Source organism: Cupriavidus sp. 05L411 (genome assembly GCF_056398045.1).
Map to the genome: position 1 here is coordinate 134,892 of NZ_JBFTOQ010000009.1, position 15,552 is coordinate 150,443.

15 protein-coding genes are annotated in these 15,552 nt (G+C 65.7%); 9 read left to right on the forward strand and 6 right to left on the reverse strand.

What is annotated here, in order from left to right:
• Positions 1-104 precede the first annotated feature (104 nt).
• Positions 105-2,282 carry a TonB-dependent receptor family protein gene (locus tag AC1DQR_RS13440; RefSeq protein WP_477133171.1) on the forward strand — a complete coding sequence of 726 codons (2,178 nt, stop codon included), beginning with the start codon at positions 105-107 and terminating at the stop codon, positions 2,280-2,282.
• A gap of 22 nt (positions 2,283-2,304) precedes the next feature.
• On the opposite strand, the gene AC1DQR_RS13445 is transcribed toward AC1DQR_RS13440, so the two are convergent.
• Positions 2,305-3,216 (reverse strand): LysR family transcriptional regulator, encoded by a 912-nt coding sequence (locus tag AC1DQR_RS13445; RefSeq protein WP_416051323.1) that lies wholly within the window; start codon positions 3,214-3,216, stop codon positions 2,305-2,307.
• Positions 3,217-3,407: 191 nt separating this feature from the next.
• Here AC1DQR_RS13445 and AC1DQR_RS13450 point away from each other — a divergent pair, with 191 nt between their 5' ends.
• A complete protein-coding gene (locus tag AC1DQR_RS13450) occupies positions 3,408-4,178 on the forward strand; it encodes a sulfite exporter TauE/SafE family protein (RefSeq protein WP_416051322.1) in 771 nt (256 codons plus the stop codon).
• 54 nt (positions 4,179-4,232) lie between these two features.
• Here the strand turns inward: AC1DQR_RS13450 and AC1DQR_RS13455 are convergent, their stop codons facing one another.
• From AC1DQR_RS13455 to AC1DQR_RS13465, 3 genes are all read right to left on the reverse strand, one after another.
• The gene (locus AC1DQR_RS13455) at positions 4,233-5,807 is read right to left on the reverse strand and encodes a peptide chain release factor 3 (RefSeq protein WP_043357489.1); all 1,575 of its coding nucleotides are present in this window, start codon (positions 5,805-5,807) and stop codon (positions 4,233-4,235) included.
• A 135-nt stretch (positions 5,808-5,942) separates the two neighbouring features.
• Positions 5,943-6,938 (reverse strand): YihY/virulence factor BrkB family protein, encoded by a 996-nt coding sequence (locus AC1DQR_RS13460; RefSeq protein ID WP_416051321.1) that lies wholly within the window; start codon positions 6,936-6,938, stop codon positions 5,943-5,945.
• Positions 6,939-6,987: 49 nt separating this feature from the next.
• A complete protein-coding gene (locus AC1DQR_RS13465; protein ID WP_416051320.1) occupies positions 6,988-7,155 on the reverse strand; it encodes a DUF1328 domain-containing protein in 168 nt (55 codons plus the stop codon).
• 267 nt (positions 7,156-7,422) lie between these two features.
• On the opposite strand from AC1DQR_RS13465, the gene AC1DQR_RS13470 reads away from it, so the two are divergent.
• The 7 genes from AC1DQR_RS13470 to AC1DQR_RS13500 all read left to right on the forward strand — a co-directional run bounded on the left by AC1DQR_RS13470 (position 7,423) and on the right by AC1DQR_RS13500 (position 13,043).
• The gene (locus AC1DQR_RS13470; protein WP_416051319.1) at positions 7,423-7,608 is read left to right on the forward strand and encodes a hypothetical protein; all 186 of its coding nucleotides are present in this window, start codon (positions 7,423-7,425) and stop codon (positions 7,606-7,608) included.
• A 480-nt stretch (positions 7,609-8,088) separates the two neighbouring features.
• Entirely contained in the window at positions 8,089-8,637 is a 549-nt protein-coding gene (locus AC1DQR_RS13475; protein ID WP_477133138.1) for a hypothetical protein, read from the forward strand.
• A complete protein-coding gene (locus AC1DQR_RS13480; RefSeq protein ID WP_477133139.1) occupies positions 8,634-9,260 on the forward strand; it encodes a hypothetical protein in 627 nt (208 codons plus the stop codon). Before AC1DQR_RS13475 ends, AC1DQR_RS13480 begins: the two co-directional genes overlap by 4 nt.
• Before the next feature lie 18 nt (positions 9,261-9,278).
• On the forward strand, positions 9,279-10,085 hold the full coding sequence (locus AC1DQR_RS13485; RefSeq protein WP_477133140.1) for a hypothetical protein: 807 nt from the start codon (positions 9,279-9,281) through the stop codon (positions 10,083-10,085).
• Between the two features lie 80 nt (positions 10,086-10,165).
• Positions 10,166-10,858, forward strand: coding sequence for a C39 family peptidase (locus tag AC1DQR_RS13490; RefSeq protein ID WP_416051315.1), 693 nt, complete (start codon positions 10,166-10,168; stop codon positions 10,856-10,858).
• Position 10,859: 1 nt separating this feature from the next.
• A complete protein-coding gene (locus AC1DQR_RS13495) occupies positions 10,860-11,651 on the forward strand; it encodes a hypothetical protein (protein ID WP_477133141.1) in 792 nt (263 codons plus the stop codon).
• A 60-nt stretch (positions 11,652-11,711) separates the two neighbouring features.
• The gene (locus tag AC1DQR_RS13500; protein WP_416051313.1) at positions 11,712-13,043 is read left to right on the forward strand and encodes a transporter; all 1,332 of its coding nucleotides are present in this window, start codon (positions 11,712-11,714) and stop codon (positions 13,041-13,043) included.
• Between the two features lie 57 nt (positions 13,044-13,100).
• Here AC1DQR_RS13500 and AC1DQR_RS13505 read toward each other — a convergent pair whose 3' ends face one another.
• Together AC1DQR_RS13505 and AC1DQR_RS13510 are read right to left on the reverse strand one after the other, a co-directional pair.
• Positions 13,101-14,471 carry a sigma-54-dependent transcriptional regulator gene (locus AC1DQR_RS13505; protein WP_174425748.1) on the reverse strand — a complete coding sequence of 457 codons (1,371 nt, stop codon included), beginning with the start codon at positions 14,469-14,471 and terminating at the stop codon, positions 13,101-13,103.
• Between the two features lie 125 nt (positions 14,472-14,596).
• On the reverse strand, positions 14,597-15,067 hold the full coding sequence (locus AC1DQR_RS13510; protein ID WP_477133142.1) for a hypothetical protein: 471 nt from the start codon (positions 15,065-15,067) through the stop codon (positions 14,597-14,599).
• Between the last annotated feature and the right edge of the window lie 485 nt (positions 15,068-15,552).

A 15,552-nucleotide genomic window follows, 5' to 3' on the forward strand; every position in this document is an offset into this window, starting at 1 on the left:
TAGCAACAGGAAGACACGCATGGTGGTTTCGAGAATGATTCGTATTTATAATGCGATCCCTCGATGCGGCGAATGCACATCATCGCCGCCAGCGCTTCCCAGGAATTGCCATTTTGCAGCCCACCTCCAAGCTCTCCAGCGCCGCGGCCGGCGCTACCCTGCTCTGCCTCGCCTTGTCCGCACACGCTGCCGACCCGCAGCCGCCCGCTGCCCCGGCAAGCCAAGGTGCTTTCAGCGCCGAAAGCACCCTTAACGCCGTCACGGTGGTCGGCAACTGGCTGGAGAGCCCGAACGAGGCGAAGGTGCTGGAGCACCCCGGCGCGCGGACCATCGTCGACCGCGAGACCATGGTGGAAAGTGGCGCGAGCAATGTGCGCGATGTGCTGCGCCGGGTACCTGGCGTGCAGGTCCAGGACAGCAACGGCACCGGCGGCAGCGACATTTCTCTGAACGTGGGCGTGCGCGGGCTGGCCTCGCGCCTGTCGCCGCGCTCCACCATCCTGCTCGATGGCGTGCCGCTGGCCGTTGCGCCCTATGGCCAGCCGCAGTTGTCGATGGCCCCGGTGTCACTGGGCAACCTGGAAGCGGTGGACGTGGTGCGCGGCGCGGGCTCGGTGCGCTATGGCCCGCAGAACGTGGGGGGGATCATCAACTTCGTCACGCGGCCGATTCCCAAGACCTTCGCGGCAAGCGCCTCGGTGGAGTCCGACATCTACAGCCATGGCGGCGGCGTGAAGACCATTCCGGGCGCCTTCATCGGCGGCACCAACGAGCAGGGGCTGGGCGGCGCGCTGCTGTACTCGGGCGTGCACGGCAACGGCTACCGGGCCAGCAACGACCACGTCAACATCGACGACCTGATGCTCAAGGGCGCCTACCGCATCACGCCGGCGGACGCGCTCACCGGCAGCCTGCACTACTACGATGCCACGGCAGGCATGCCCGGCGGCCTGACCTCGGCGCAGTACGCGGCCGACCCGTTCCAGTCGGTGCGACCCTTCGACAACTTCAGCGGGCGCCGCAAGGACATCACGCTCAAGTACGCGCACAACGACAACAACCGCAAGTTCGAGGTGCTGACGTACTACACCGAGAGCTTCCGCGGCAGCAATATCGAAAGCGAATCCGGCAACCAGCGTCGCCTGGTCTCGTACCCGCGCAACTACCACACCTTCGCCGTCGAGCCGCGCTACTCGCAACTGTTTCGCGGCGAGAACGTGAGCCACGAAATCGGCGTGGGCTATCGCTTCCTGCGCGAGGCCAGCGACGAGCAAGCCTCGCGCACGGCTTTCTATCGCCCGGGCACCGGCTTTGACGCACCCAACGCGCCGTCCACGCTGTACCAGTCACGCACCGGCGGCACCACCGCCAACGCGGTGTACATCGACGACACCATCAACGTGGGCAACTGGACCATCACCCCAGGCCTGCGCTACGAGATGATCCGCTCCTACGTGACGGACAACCTCACCAAGCTGCGCAACGATGTGAAGTCCGAGGAACCGCTGCCCTCGCTGGCGGTGATGTACCACGTAACCGACCAGTGGAAGCTGTTCGCCAACGCTGGCGTGTCCTTTGGACCGCTGCAGTATTTCCAGATCGCGCAGACCACCAACGGCCTGACCCCGGAAAAGGCCAAGACCTATGAGATCGGCACGCACTTCGACAGCGTCAACGGCTGGGGCGGCGAGCTGACCCTGTTCAACATCGACTTCGATGACGAACTGCAACTGCGCGGCGGCACCAGCGGCAGCCCGGACGCCTGGACCAACCTCGGCGCGACCACGCACCGCGGGGTCGAATCCTCGCTGCGCTACGACTTCGCCAAGCTGACGCCGACGCTCGCCGGACTCTCGGCTTACGCTACCTACACCTTCACCGACGCCACCTATAGCCAGGGCAACTTCGCCGGGCGCGACCTGCCGTTCTATTCGCGCCACGTGGCCACGCTAGGCATGCGCTACCTGCGCAACCGCTGGATGCTGAACGTGGATGCCTTCGCGCAATCGAAGGAGCGCTCGCCGGGCGACCCGGCAGCCGCCAATGCGCAATACCAGACCGCGGAAAGCGCCAACGGCGCGCTGGGCGATATCCCCGGCTATGCACTGATGAACCTGCGCCTGGGCTACGACTTCGGCAAGGCGGCGCAAAACCTGAAGATCGCGGTGGGCGTGAAGAACCTGTTCGACCGCCGCTACTTCACCCGCTCCACCGACAACAACGCGGGCAAGTACGTGGGCATGCCGCGCACGTTCTACTTCCAGGCCTCGCTGGCCTACTAGGCCACAAAAGCGAGTAAGGCGACTACCGAGGCGACAGCGCCGCGCGCAGGCTCTGCGCCAGCGCCGCGGCGGCTGGCGCAGCGTCGCGGCGCGACAGCAGCAGCACGCGCGTATCACAACGCGTATCACCGCCGGCATCGGCCAGCGGTACGCACCGCACGCCCGGCGGTGCCAGGCGGCTGAGCGAAGCCGGCACCAAGGCCACGCCAAACCCTGCCTCCACCAGCGCCAGCTGCGACAGCTTGCGCGAGATCGCCGCCGCCGCGCGCGGATAGAAGCCGCGCTCCAGGCAGCACTGCGCCACGCGATGGCTCAGACCGCCCCGGTCCGGATGCGGCAGCGACACGAAGGGCTCTTCCCGCAACCTCTCCAGCGCCACGGTTTCCTCGTGCGCGAGCGGATGCGCGCTGCATACCGCCAGCACCAGGCGCTCTTCATAGAGCGGGTCCACCTCGACGCCGGGAAGCCGGCGCAGCAGCGGCTCGCGCGCCAGGCCCAGGTCGGCGCGGCCCTCCTTGATCTCCATCGCCTGCTGTTCGCTGGATGCCTGCGAGATCTCGAAACGTATTCCGGGGTGCTTTGCCTGGTACTCGCGTAGCACCGCCGTGCAGGCCGGCGTCAGCGGCACCGAGCTGGAATGCAGCAGGCGCACCGTGCCTTGCTCGCCGCGCTCGACCTGACGCGCCTGCGCGGAGGCCTCGGTCAGCTCGGCCAGGATGCGGCGCGTCGCCTCCAGGAAAGCGCGGCCGGCCGGCGTGGTCTCTACATGGCGCGGCTTGCGCACCAGCAGCACCACCTGCAGCATGCCCTCCATCTCCTTGATCTGCCGGCTCAGCGCCGACTGCGCGATAAAGAGCCGTTCCGCGGCCAGGCTGAAGCTGCCGGCATCGACAATTTCAACAAAGTAGCGCAACTGCTTGAGGGACGGACTCATTGAATGGGCGGGCTCATGGGACGGGACGGACGGGCTGAAATCGGCCTGAGATTGTGCGCGCAAGTGTGCCATGGCGCGCGCGCCGCGCCCAGCGCGCTGCCATGCCGCTTTGCGATGGATCGCGGGGCGCTTTGATATTGGTCCGCGCACGCAGGCGTCCCTATGCTGTGGGGCACGCAACCCTGATACCGATGCCCGTGGACCTGACCGCCCTGCTGCCCGATGTTTCCCTGTCCGCCTACCTTGCCATGTGCGTGGCGATCGCCGGCGCCTATGTGATCTTCGGCATGGCGGGCTTCGGCACCGCGCTGGTGGCCGGGCCAATGCTGGCCTACCTGATGCCGGTGAGCCAGATCGTTGCGCTACTGGCGCTGATGGACTGCACGGCCGCTGCCTTTGCCCTGCTGCGCGATGGCCGCGCCGCCGACCGCGCTGAGCTTGGGCGGCTGCTGCCCTGCATGCTGGCCGGCAGTCTGGTGGGCGCCGCACTGCTGCTCAAGCTGCAGTCGGACCTGCTGCCGGTGCTGCTTGGCGTATTCGCCATGGGGTATGCAATCTGGTCGCTTGCCGGCAAGCGACCCACCGGCTTTACGCCACGCGCGGCGCTGCCCTTTGGCCTGGGCGGCGGCGTGTGCTCGGCCATGTTCGGCAGCGGCGGCTTTCTCTATGCGATCTACCTGTCGGGCCGGCTGGGCAAGGACGCCATGCGCATGACGCAGTCCACGCTGATCGGCGTGAGTACGCTAACGCGGCTGGTGCTATTTGCCCTGGCGGGCGTCTATGCGGGTGCGGCCATCATCAAGCTGGCGCTGCTGCTGGCGCCAGCGATGGCGCTGGGCCTGTGGGCCGGGCGCAGGATCACGCTGCGCTTGTCGCGCGAGCAGTTCCTGCGCATGGTCAATGCGGTGGTGCTGTGCTCCGGCGGCGCGCTGATCCTGCACTACCTGCTGCGCCTGGATTAAACGCGCCGCCCGAACGGGCGGCGCTTGCGCCAGATCGCTCTGGCAGCGCGAAATTCAAACGATTTCGCGCGTCTCCATGAACTGCAGCTTGGGGAAGCGCTCCTGCGTCAGGCGCAGGTTGACCATGCTGGGCGCCAGGTAGACGTGGTCGCCGGCGCCGTCGAGCGCCACATTGTGGCCCGCCTTCTCGATCAGCTTCTCGATCTCCGCGGGGTCGCCCTTGAGCCAGCGCGCGGTGGCACAGTCGTGCGACTCGAAGATCGCGTCGACACCGTACTCGTGCTCCAGGCGGTGCGCCACCACGTCGAACTGCAGGATACCGACGGCGCCCAGCACCAGGTCATTGGAGGCAATCGGGCGGAACATCTGCGTCGCGCCTTCTTCCGCCAGCTGCTGCAGGCCCTTTTGCAGCTGCTTGACCTTGAGCGGGTTGTTCAGCCGCGCGCGGCGGAAGAACTCGGGCGCGAACGACGGGATGCCAGTGAACTTGAGCGCCTCGCCCTCGCTGAACGCATCGCCAAGCCGGATGGTGCCGTGGTTGGGCACGCCAATGATGTCGCCGGCGTAAGCCTCTTCGGTCGTATTGCGGTCCTGCGACATGAAGGTGATGGCGTTATTGATGGCCATGGTCTTGCCGGTGGACACATGCAGCACCTTCATGCCGCGCTCGAAGCGGCCCGAACAGACGCGCACGAACGCGATGCGGTCGCGGTGGCGCGGGTCCATGTTGGCCTGGATCTTGAACACGAAGCCAGAGAACTTGGGCTCCTGCGGCTCCACCGCGCGCGACTCTGCATTGCGGCCCTGCGGCGGCGGCGCCAGCTCGCACAAGGCGTCGAGCAGCGATTGCACGCCAAAGTTGTTGACGGCAGAGCCGAAGTACACCGGCGTCTGCTTGCCGCTGAGGAACGCGTCCTTGTCGAAGGCATGCGACGCGCCACGCACGAGTTCGATCTCGATGCGCAGCTCTTCCGCCTGGGTGCCCAGCACGCGGTCCAGCTCCGGGTTGTCCAGGCCCTGGACCATGGCCGAGGTGCCCTTCTCGCCGTGCGGGTCGAACAGCTGCACGCGGTCGTCGATCAGGTGGTACACACCGCGGAAGGCCTTGCCCATGCCGATCGGCCAGGTCATCGGCGCGCACTGCATCTTCAGCACGTCCTCGATTTCGTCGAGCAGTTCGATGGGCGAGCGGCCTTCGCGGTCGAGCTTGTTGATAAAGGTGATGATGGGTGTGTCGCGCAACCGGCAGACATTGAGCAGCTTGATGGTCTGCGCTTCCACGCCGTTGACCGAGTCGATCACCATCACCGCGGAGTCCACCGCGGTCAGCGTGCGGTAGGTGTCTTCGGAAAAGTCCTCGTGGCCCGGGGTGTCGAGCAGGTTGACGATGTTCTCGCGATACGGGAACTGCATCACCGACGAGGTCACCGAGATGCCACGCTGCTTTTCCAGCTCCATCCAGTCGGAGGTGGCGTGGCGATCGGCCTTGCGCGCGCGCACTTCGCCCGCGACCTGGATGGCGCCACCGAACCACAGCAGTTTTTCGGTCAGGGTCGTCTTACCCGCGTCAGGGTGCGAAATGATGGCAAAGGTGCGACGACGCGCAATTTCGGATACGAGCGAGCTCACGGCAGTGGATTCGGCAAACAGAAGATGAAAAGGGGCCCGGGGCGCAGCGGACCGGCGCCAGGGGCCGGCGCGACCATCAGCTTGCGGTCGGGGGCCGGGCACTGCGGGCATGCACGAAGGGAATCGGGCCGTATTTTACCGGTTCGCGGGACCGGCCGCGCGCGGATCGGGCGGCGGGCTGATGCTTTGCCCCCGCAAACTGCCGAATTGCAGCGCGTATTGGCGGGTCAGCTCGGCACCGAAGAAGAAAATTTGTGCCGAATAGTACACCCACAACATCAGTGCGACCACAGAACCCGCAGCCCCATAGGACGAAGCTACAGCGCTATTGCCCAGGTAAAGGCCGATCAGCCGCTTGCCCACCGAGAACAGCAGGGCGGTGATGATGGCGCCCATGACCACGTCACGCCAGGCGATGCGGGCATTGGGCAGCATCTTGAAGATCACGGCGAACAGCAGGGTCACCACGCCAAATGAAAATGCCGTTGAAAGCACGTCCGCCACCGGCGCAAACCACGATTGCGTCCACATCTGACCCCAAAACCGGTCGACTACCGCCAACGCGGCGTTGACGATCAGCGACACCAGCAGCATGAAGGCCAGCACCAGCACCAGGCTGAACGAGAGCAAGCGGGCGCGCAGCAATTGCTGCCAGCCGGCGCCCTGTGGCGCCGGTGTCTCCCAGATCTCGTCGAGGCTGCCTTTGAGTTCCGCGAAGGCGCTGGTGGCGCCGACAAACAAGATGCCGGTGGCGATGGCCGCGGCCAGCCCGCCACCACCCGAGCGGTGCGTGGCGGCAAGGATTTCCTGGATGGCAGCCGCGCCCTGGGCACCAACGAGGCCGTCGATCTGGGCGAAGATCTCGCCCCGCGCCGCTTCCGCGCCAAAGAAGATGCCGGCAATCGAGATCACCAGCACCAGCACTGGCGCCAGCGAGAAGAGCATATAGAAGGACAGCGCCGCGCCCTTGCTGGCGGCTCGGTGCGCCAGCCATGCACTGACCGCGGCCAGCACCACCCTGGCCGTGCGCGCTGCGGTATGGCGATCGGGCAGCCAATGGCCGATGCCGCGAGCGCGTTGCTTGGGCGGCGTGCGGTCCAGGGACTGGTCGGGGGAATCGGCTGGATTCAAGTGAGGATCCCGCTGTTGGTCGGGCGGATAAAGGGTCCGGCGACCTGCCCTAGCCCCGCTCTTTGCTCAGGCCCCATATCAACGACACCGCGCACAGCACGAGGAAGATGATGAAGAGGATCTTGGCGAACTCGGCCACTGCGGCGGAGATGCCGCCGAAGCCAAACACGGCCGCGATCATGGCGATGACGAAGAAAACCACGGCGTAGCGCAACATGATGGGACTCCAATGAAGCCTTCTCCCGTTTTGTTATCCGTTCCAAGGTTCATGATACAGCCCGTCCCGCGCTTTGCCCAAGCCGCCCGGACGCGGCTCGCGCCCCGGTTCCGGCCCTGTCCGGCCGGTGAACGGCTAGACTGAAAGATGGGCTACGCGCCGTCTCGCTGCGGGTAAGCGGCGCGACCGGAGCGGTTGGCCGCAAGCACCAGCCGTCCGGGTACCGTCCTCCCGCACACACCCTCTCGACAACCAGAAGGAGGCACCATGAACCGGAAAACCCTCCGCCGCCTTGGCACGGCCGTCTTCCTGGCGCTCGGCCTGCTCGCCGCCACTGGCTGCGAACGCAGCCAGCCGGGACCCAAGCCGATCTCCGGCGCGCTGGACGAGCAAGCCGCCGGCACCGCGCCGACGCCCCTCACTCCACCAGCCTTGCCCGTGCTGTCGGCCTGAGCGCCAACAGCTTCGCAACGGCGCGCCCAGGCCAATGCCGCCGACACAGGCATCACGCTCCTGCAAGCCCGGAGCGTACCCGTTTCTGCGTACAGAGCCGCGCGCCGGCAAACGCGCGTAAAGCGGCGCAGACGAGGTGCAAACTGCCCGGGCCGCCCGCCTTGCCGCCGGTACCAAAGATGGGGCGGCACACATGCCGGCCCCCGCCCTGTTTCAGCAATGCAACCAGCACCGGCCTGCCCTCGCAAGCGCTCATGGCGCGTCGTCGTGCCTGACTCAGCATGGCCGCGCGCCCAATCGGCAATCACTTTCATCCGGCGCCATCGGCAATGCCGCGTTACAGCGCTGCAACCAAAATGTTCTTCCTTCATCAGGGAACTTCCGCGCGCTCTTGCGCACCACCCGCAAACCGTTGACAGCGCTCGATTGCAGGGTATTGGCACGCTTGTCGCTCTGTTCGCCACAGGGAGACATAAAAAAATGACGCGACGAGTCCTACAACGCGGGAGTGAGTTCAGCCATGCGTCAGCCGCCAGCGCGAATGACGGCACGGAGGCGTTCGTATCGACTGGCGCGGCCTGCGCCATCGGTCTTGCAGCTTTTGTCGCCGCCCTTGCTTCCTTCTCCGCGATTGCAGACCCAGGCGATATCGTCGTTCTGCGCAGCGTCGAGCCGCGTATTGCCTATCGCGGCATACCGCAGGGGGACATGCCGATAGCCGCCGCTGTCGAGCCGTTTCCGTCCGCACGCTTCCAGCAATCCACCGCCGCCGTGGCCAGCGACCTGACCGACAGCGATCTCGCTGCCGCGGTAGGCCGCAGCGCGGCCGGCGCCGCCGTGTCCGGCGCCAGTCTGTCCACCACCGGGCGGCTGGCCCTGGCGCCCGGCCAGATCGAGGGACTGGCTAATGGCAGCGGTGCCGGGAGCGTTTCGGGCGGCATCGCCGGCCAGGTCGCGCAGGCGACCGGCAACATGACTGGCGCCTTGATGCACGGATTGGCGCCGCTTGCGGTGGGAGGCCGGCCATGACCGGCGTCCACACCGCGCGCGGCAACCACGCTGCCTGGCTTGCCGGTCTGATGCTTGCCTGCCTGATGCTTGCCTGCCTGCCGCTTCACGCGCAGGTCCAGGGCACAGCTACTGACAGCACCCGCATCGATGCCGGTGCGCTCACCGGCGTTGCCGGTCGCGCCGCCGTGAACCTGGCCGCGGGTAGCGGCAACGCGCAAAGCAACCAGGCCGCCATCGCGAGTGGCAGCGCGGACGTGCAGTCGCAGCAGCGTGCCGGCGCAACCGCACCCGCGACAGGCGCCATCAGCCAGATCGGCGGCGGTGCCTTCGCCAATGGCAGCGGGCTGCTTTCGGCAAACGTGGCCAGCGGCAACGGCAACGTGCAAATCAATGCGGCTGTGCTGGCGCCGGCCGCCAGCGTAAAGATCGAAGCCATCTCCGACGGCTTGCTAGCCGCGGAATCGGCCGGAGGAAGTCGCCCGGGTTCAGCGGGCCACGCAACGGGTCCGCGCGAGGCAGTGATCCAGCCAGATGCCTACCGCAACGCAACTGGCCTGGTGCAGCTGAACCAGACGGCAGGATCGGGGAATGTCTCGTCCAACGTTTTTGTGCTCCGTCCCCCGGCGGGCACTTTTTTCTAAGCAGGGAAGGAGAAAATCATGAGAACGAAAATCCTCGCCATCGCAGCGGGCATTGCGCTTTCAACCAGCGCATTCGCGGGCGGCTTCAGTTACTTCGACCGGCCGGACGACGCCGATATCTACAGCCAGACAGCGATCAGCAACGACATCTATGTCCGTGGCTTCGGCTTTGCCTGGGGAGATATCCACTTCAGGTCCGAATCGGGCGCGGTGGTCAACAGCCAGCAAAGCGCGCGCGACAATAGCGTGCGTATCGGCCCGTCCACCAACAGCGCATTCGGCGGCGGCAACGCGCTGTTCAATGCGCAAGGCAACATCGGCGTGAACATATCTGCAGGCGCGGGCAACGGCCAGTCCAACCAGGCCGCGCTGGCCAGCATCGACGCGTCGGATGTCTTCGCCTCGGCGCAGGTGTTCTCGAGTCAGAAGACCGGGGATAACGGCATGCACATGGTCGGCGCCGCAAACAGCGCCAGCATGGGCGATAACATGCTGGCCGGGGCCAAGGGCAACGTCGGCGTGAACATTGCCGCGGGCGCCGGCAACCTGCAGAGCAATGCGCTGGCAGCCTCGGTCAATATGGGCAGCGGCGGCAGCGGCCGCAATGGAGGGGACCCCGTCGGCGCGCTGGCCAAGGCAACCGCGTCCAATGACCAGACCACCTACGGCAATGACCTGTCGATGTGTGGCTGCAGGCCGAACAACGCCGCCACGCTCAACGGCGGCGCCCTGGCCAACGCGGTGGGCAATATCGGCGTGAATATCGCCGCCGGGGCCGGCAACGCGCAGAGCAACGGGCTCGCCATTTCCACGGCGACCCACTGAGCACTGCGGCAACAGCACGAACGCGGCTGGAGAGCCGGGACCCGGGGGTCACCGGCTCAACCCGCCCAAGGGGGAGTGTCATGCGCGCGCTATTCCGCGTGACCGGGGCATGCATGCTGCTGGTAGCAGCATTCAGTGCCAATGGTCAGAGCACGATGACGATCGACATCGACGGACAGCCGATGCTCAGGAAGCCCGTCAAGAGCATGCTCGAGATGCGCTACCAGAACATGATGCGCCAGCAGCTTGACTTCAGTTGCGGCGCGGCCGCGGTAGGCACGCTGTTGCGCTACGGCTACGGCTATGACCTGGCGGAGCCCAGGATCGTCGAGGACATGCTGCGCATCTCCGACGCCGACACCGTGGTCAAGAATGGCTTCTCCATGCTCGACATGCGCAACTACGTCGAAACGCTGGGCTTGCGCGGGCGGGGGTTCCGCGTGGACTACAGCGCCCTGCGGCAACTCAAGATCCCGGTCATCACCTTGCTCGACGTCAACGGTTACCTGCATTTCGTGGTGGTGCGCAAGGCCATCGACGGGCGCGTGTTCGTAGCCGATCCGGCACTGGGCAACCGCATCATCAAGGAGGAGGATTTCGCGGCGAACTGGAACGGGCTGGTGTTCGCCATCGTTGGCCGGCCGTTCGATCCGAACTCGCCGCTGCTCGATATCGCCGCGCCCGCCTTGCGCGACCGGACCAACGCCGCGCTGGCCGGAGGCATGGTGCCCGCGGCGCTTGACTTTGGCCTGATACGGATGGACTACTTCTGACATGGACACCGCACAGCGTCTCCTCTGCCTGAGCTGCTCCGCCGGCATGGCGCTGGTCACGCCAACGCTTGCGCTGGCATCCACGGCGGCTGACGATGCCAGCGACGTGATGGCCTCGCCAGCAATGGCAGAGCTCGTCTCCGACGCGGAGATGGCCGGCGTGCGCGGCAAGTACCTGGGCGCGAGCCTGGTCAGCGGCTTTGTGGTGGAAATGGTTTCGCGCTGGCAGAACGATACGGCGATCGCCACGGCAACCGCCCGCGTCGCCGCCGCCAACCTCGCCACCAGCAACGCGGTGGCGCAGGCCACCGCGAGCTTGTCGGCTCACGTCCAGAGCCTTGCCCCGGGCAATGTGCAAGGCAACGGCGGCACGGCCAGCTCCGCGGTGCAGGTGGCGGGCGTGGGCCAGGTCGCGCAGATCGCCGGCGATGGCAATTCGGCCAGCAACGTCAGCACCATCACGACCCAGACCACACCCATCGCGGCGGCGCCCACAGCGAGCGTGGCAAGCAGCAACCCGGCGGCACAAGTGGCGCACGGCAACGGCATCACCGCCAGCGCCACGGTCGCGCCAGGCGGCGGCGTGTCGCTGGCCATCCAGTCGGCCGCGGGCAGCGCCGCGCAGAATGCGCAAGGCGGCAGCCTGATGCAGACAGCACGCATCACGGGCGACGCGCAGCAAGTGCTCAACCTCACCAACATTACGCTGCAGGTGCAGCAACTGACGATCCGGCAACTGACGCAAACCAGCATGCGGGACGCACTAGCGGCGATCGCAACGATGCGACGATAATCCAGCATGCGCAGGGCTGGCACACCCGCTTCGCGCCCATTCAGATTTCCGGGGGGAAAGATGAAGACCGAACTCGCTCTGATGGGTACCCTGGCGGGTACGCTGATCTCGGCCGGCGCGTGGGCGCAGGTCAGCGCCCAGCCCAGCGCCGACGAGCGGATCGAACGGCTGACACAACTGGTCGAACAACAAGACAAGACCATCAAGGCTCTCGAACAGCGCCTGAACGATCTGGAAATGGTCGGGGCGCGCGGGCGGGGGGTAGTAGCAGGAACGGGGAGCAGTGCCAACGGGAACGCCGGTGGCGGAATGACCGCTGCCGGTGTTCCCTCCTTGGCACAAAGCGCAAGCCCTGCCGCGAGCGGCGCGGCCACGGCTACGCCCGCCGGCGACACGCCGGTGGTGGGCTCGGATGCGCGCGAGACACAGCAACAGGCACGCGTGCAGAGCAAGGACCTGGTCTACCAGAGCGAGCATGCGCCACTGTTCGAGCGGCGCCTGACCATCGACAGCGGCTTCATCTACAGCTACTACGACCGGCGCGCGCTGTCGCTGTCCGGCTTCCTGGCGCTGGACGCCATCTTCCTCGGCACCATCAACCTCAACCAGACCAAGTCGCACACGCTCACGTACGACACCATCGCACGCTACGGCCTGTCCGACCGCCTGTCGATGGACTTCGATCTGCCGGTGATGTACCGCAACACCAACTTCATCTCCGGCGGCGCCGGCGGCTCCGCCTCGAGCCTGTCCGATGCCACGCTGAGCACGACGGCGCTGGGCGATATCAGCATGGGCCTGTACTACCAGTTCCTGCGCGAAAGCGGCGCCGCGCCCGACGTGGTCGGCAGCATCCGCGTGCGCGCGCCCACCGGGCGCTCGCCGTTCGGCATCAAGCTGGTCTCGGCGGATTCCAATAACAACAACCTGAACATCGCCGACCAGTTGCCCACGGGCAACGGCGTATGGGCCGTGACGGCCGGGTTGTCGCTGCTCAAGACCTATGACCCCGTGGTGTTGTTCGTCAATGCCAGCTACACCTACAACATCAAGCGCTCGGTGAGCGATATCTCCTCGGTGCAGGGGCAGGTCACGCCGGCCGACGTGAAACTGGGCGACACCATCGGCTTCGGCGGCGGCCTGGCGCTCGCGCTCAACGACCGCACGTCGATGTCGATGGCCTTCAATGCCGCCATCTCATCGAGCACGCAGGTCACCACCGCGGGCGTCACGCAGACCGTGATCGGCAGCCGGGCCAACGTGGCCACCATGACATTCGGCTTCAATCACGTGATCACCAAAGGCTTGTCGGTGAGTACAGCGATCGGCATCGGTCTCACCCCGGATGCACCGAACTACACGGTGACGCTGCGTTTTCCCTATACGTTCTGAACGCCCCCGGGCCGGACAAGAAAAGCGGGCCGTAGCCCGCTGTGCTGTGCTGGCCGGCTATTCGCCGGCGCCGGGATGCGCTTCGATCCGGATATTGTGCTTGTGCATCAGCCGGTACAAGGTGACACGCGAGACGTTGAGCTCGCGCGCGGCGGGTACCACGTGGAAGCCGTGGCTCGCCATCACGGTACGAATCGCCTCGCGTTCCGCCTCCTCGCGGATCGCGTCCAGCGTCTTGCGTGGCGAGTCGCTGCCGCCGTGCAATTGCAGGTCCTCCGCGGTGATCTTGCGGTTATCGGTCATCACGATCGCGCGCCGTACCCGGTTGATCAGTTCGCGCACATTGCCCGGCCACTCGTATTGCATCATGGCCTGAGTGGAACATGGCGAGAATCCGCGAATGCGCCGATGCGCCTCGTGGCCATGCTCGGCAAGCACCGAATTGGCCAGCAGCAGGATGTCCTCCCCGCGCTCGCGCAGTGGCGGAATCGACAAGGTCAGAACGCATAGCCGGTGGAACAGGTCGGCACGGAAGCGTCCGTCGGATTGCGCCGCCACCAGGTCCACGTGCGTCGCCGAGATGATGCGCAGATCCAGCGGGATCGACTGGTGCCCGCCAAGCCGGGTGATGGTGCCTTGCTGCAGGAAGCGCAACAGGGCTACCTGGCTTTCCAGTGGCAGGTCGCCGATTTCATCGAGAAACAACGTGCCGCCCTGCGCCTGCTCGATCCAGCCGATCTTGCGCTGGTTGGCACCGGTGAACGCCCCCTTTTCATAGCCGAACAGCTCGGATTGCACCAGGTGCGGGGGAATGGCGCCGCAGTTGATCGCCACGAACGGGCCTTTGCGCCGGCTCGAGGCTTCATGGATGGCTTGCGCCGCCAGCTCCTTGCCGGTGCCGGACTCGCCGGAGATAAAGACGGGCGCCTCGTTGTGCGCGACCTTGGCGAGCGAGCGGAACATGCTGCGCATCACTGCGCACTCGCCGATCATGGGGCCGTGGCCGATCAGTTCGTGGCTGCGCGCGCCATGCAGGCAGGCCATGCCGTGGGCATGTTTCAGCGTGTAGAGCAGTTCGCTGAACGAAAACGGCGTGCGCACGTAGTCCACGCAGTAGTCGCGTATCAGCCGCCTCACGCGTTCGTCCTCCAGCATGCGCGACGACGTGATCGCCACCCACATCACGTGCAGGTACTGCAGGCTCTGCTCGAGCTGCATTAGCTCGGCATCGCTGTATTCGGTCTCGAGATCGAGCACGCCAGCCATTGGCGCGCTGCCCCGCACCACCCGGCTAAGGTCGCGGATCTGCTGGATGTGGCGAATCTCCCAGCCGGAGCCGAATTGGGCCGGATCAAATCCATAGGGTTCGTGGCGCGATACGACCAACACCTGTGCGGTGCGTGTCGCCGCCTTGCACAGTCGGTCCATAACGTTCTCCCTGACGTTGAGCATCTTGACTACTCCGGCTTGCACCGCGGTCCCGCTCTCGTGCGGGCTCCGTGTGCGGTCAAGCTGAGTCGGTTGGGGGAGATCCCCCACGCGCAACGTCGGCATTACGGCTTGGACAAACTGCGGGACTGCTCGCCAAGAATAGCGCTGTGGTCGCTACCCGCATGGAGCTGGTCGCGAATACGTCGGCGCACCTGGTCCTTTTCGCGCATCAGCTCAGCGCGTGGTGCTTCGGGCGATTGGCCGGAATACCGGTAATAGAGCGCCTTGTAGGTCAACTGGCTGAGAATCCATTCCTGCAGCAGCGCGCGCTGGCGGGACAACTCGCCATCCATCGATTGTTGTCGCTGCAGCAACTGTTCGATCGCGGCACGCGCGTAGGCCGGCAACGCCTGTTCCTGGCTCAGGAACGCTTCGACGATACTGGCGGCAGGGTCGCCGCGCTCGCTGGCGCGGCTTCGGCGCGGTGCCTCGGCTGCGGCTTCTCCCAAAGCCGCCCAGGCACGGTGAATGGAATGACCAGCGGACTCGCTGATGGGCCCCATGGCGGGTCGCCGGATTTCTCCTGCAGTCATGATTGATCCCCGTTGAACAACACCCCCGGCACTACACGTTCGCGATTACCACTTTTGTTTAGTCTTATTGTTTGTTTTTGTCGGGCGGGCGTGTCTCCGCTCGCTCCTTTCGTGGTGGCGAAGCCATCTTGGCGATGGTCTGCTCATTCAGTCCTTGCCCTCTTGCTTGAGATGGACTTGTTGTGTCGCTACTGCAGGCCTGAAGACGCTGAGTCAGCTGGCGCGGCCCCGGGAGTGCCGGAGTCAAGAAGGGGCGCCTTGAAGCGCCCCGCAATCTGCCACGCCTCTAGTTCAGTGCATTTAGGCCGGTTTGTCCAGCCCTCAGTATGGGTACTCAGCCGAATATCATCCTTTAGTATGAGCGCCTTGGCACACACAATCTGCCATGCGAGGTAATTGGTCACTTACATTCCACGCAGAAATGGGTACGCGAATTTAATCCGGTGGTGTGCGTCGGCTACGCAGAAACAGGTACGCCGCCGATT

Excerpts from the sequence above, each read along its gene's own strand:
- AC1DQR_RS13510 (WP_477133142.1), bottom strand. The coding sequence starts at position 15,067 with ATGACTGCAGGAGAAATCCGGCGACCCGCCATGGGGCCCATCAGCGAG.
- AC1DQR_RS13505 (WP_174425748.1), bottom strand. The coding sequence starts at position 14,471 with ATGGACCGACTGTGCAAGGCGGCGACACGCACCGCACAGGTGTTGGTC.
- AC1DQR_RS13475 (WP_477133138.1), top strand. The coding sequence starts at position 8,089 with ATGACGCGACGAGTCCTACAACGCGGGAGTGAGTTCAGCCATGCGTCA.
- AC1DQR_RS13485 (WP_477133140.1), top strand. The coding sequence starts at position 9,279 with ATGAGAACGAAAATCCTCGCCATCGCAGCGGGCATTGCGCTTTCAACC.
- AC1DQR_RS13445 (WP_416051323.1), bottom strand. The coding sequence starts at position 3,216 with ATGAGTCCGTCCCTCAAGCAGTTGCGCTACTTTGTTGAAATTGTCGAT.
- AC1DQR_RS13470 (WP_416051319.1), top strand. The coding sequence starts at position 7,423 with ATGAACCGGAAAACCCTCCGCCGCCTTGGCACGGCCGTCTTCCTGGCG.
- AC1DQR_RS13500 (WP_416051313.1), top strand. The coding sequence starts at position 11,712 with ATGAAGACCGAACTCGCTCTGATGGGTACCCTGGCGGGTACGCTGATC.
- AC1DQR_RS13490 (WP_416051315.1), top strand. The coding sequence starts at position 10,166 with ATGCGCGCGCTATTCCGCGTGACCGGGGCATGCATGCTGCTGGTAGCA.
- AC1DQR_RS13450 (WP_416051322.1), top strand. The coding sequence starts at position 3,408 with ATGCCCGTGGACCTGACCGCCCTGCTGCCCGATGTTTCCCTGTCCGCC.
- AC1DQR_RS13465 (WP_416051320.1), bottom strand. The coding sequence starts at position 7,155 with ATGTTGCGCTACGCCGTGGTTTTCTTCGTCATCGCCATGATCGCGGCC.
- AC1DQR_RS13480 (WP_477133139.1), top strand. The coding sequence starts at position 8,634 with ATGACCGGCGTCCACACCGCGCGCGGCAACCACGCTGCCTGGCTTGCC.
- AC1DQR_RS13495 (WP_477133141.1), top strand. The coding sequence starts at position 10,860 with ATGGACACCGCACAGCGTCTCCTCTGCCTGAGCTGCTCCGCCGGCATG.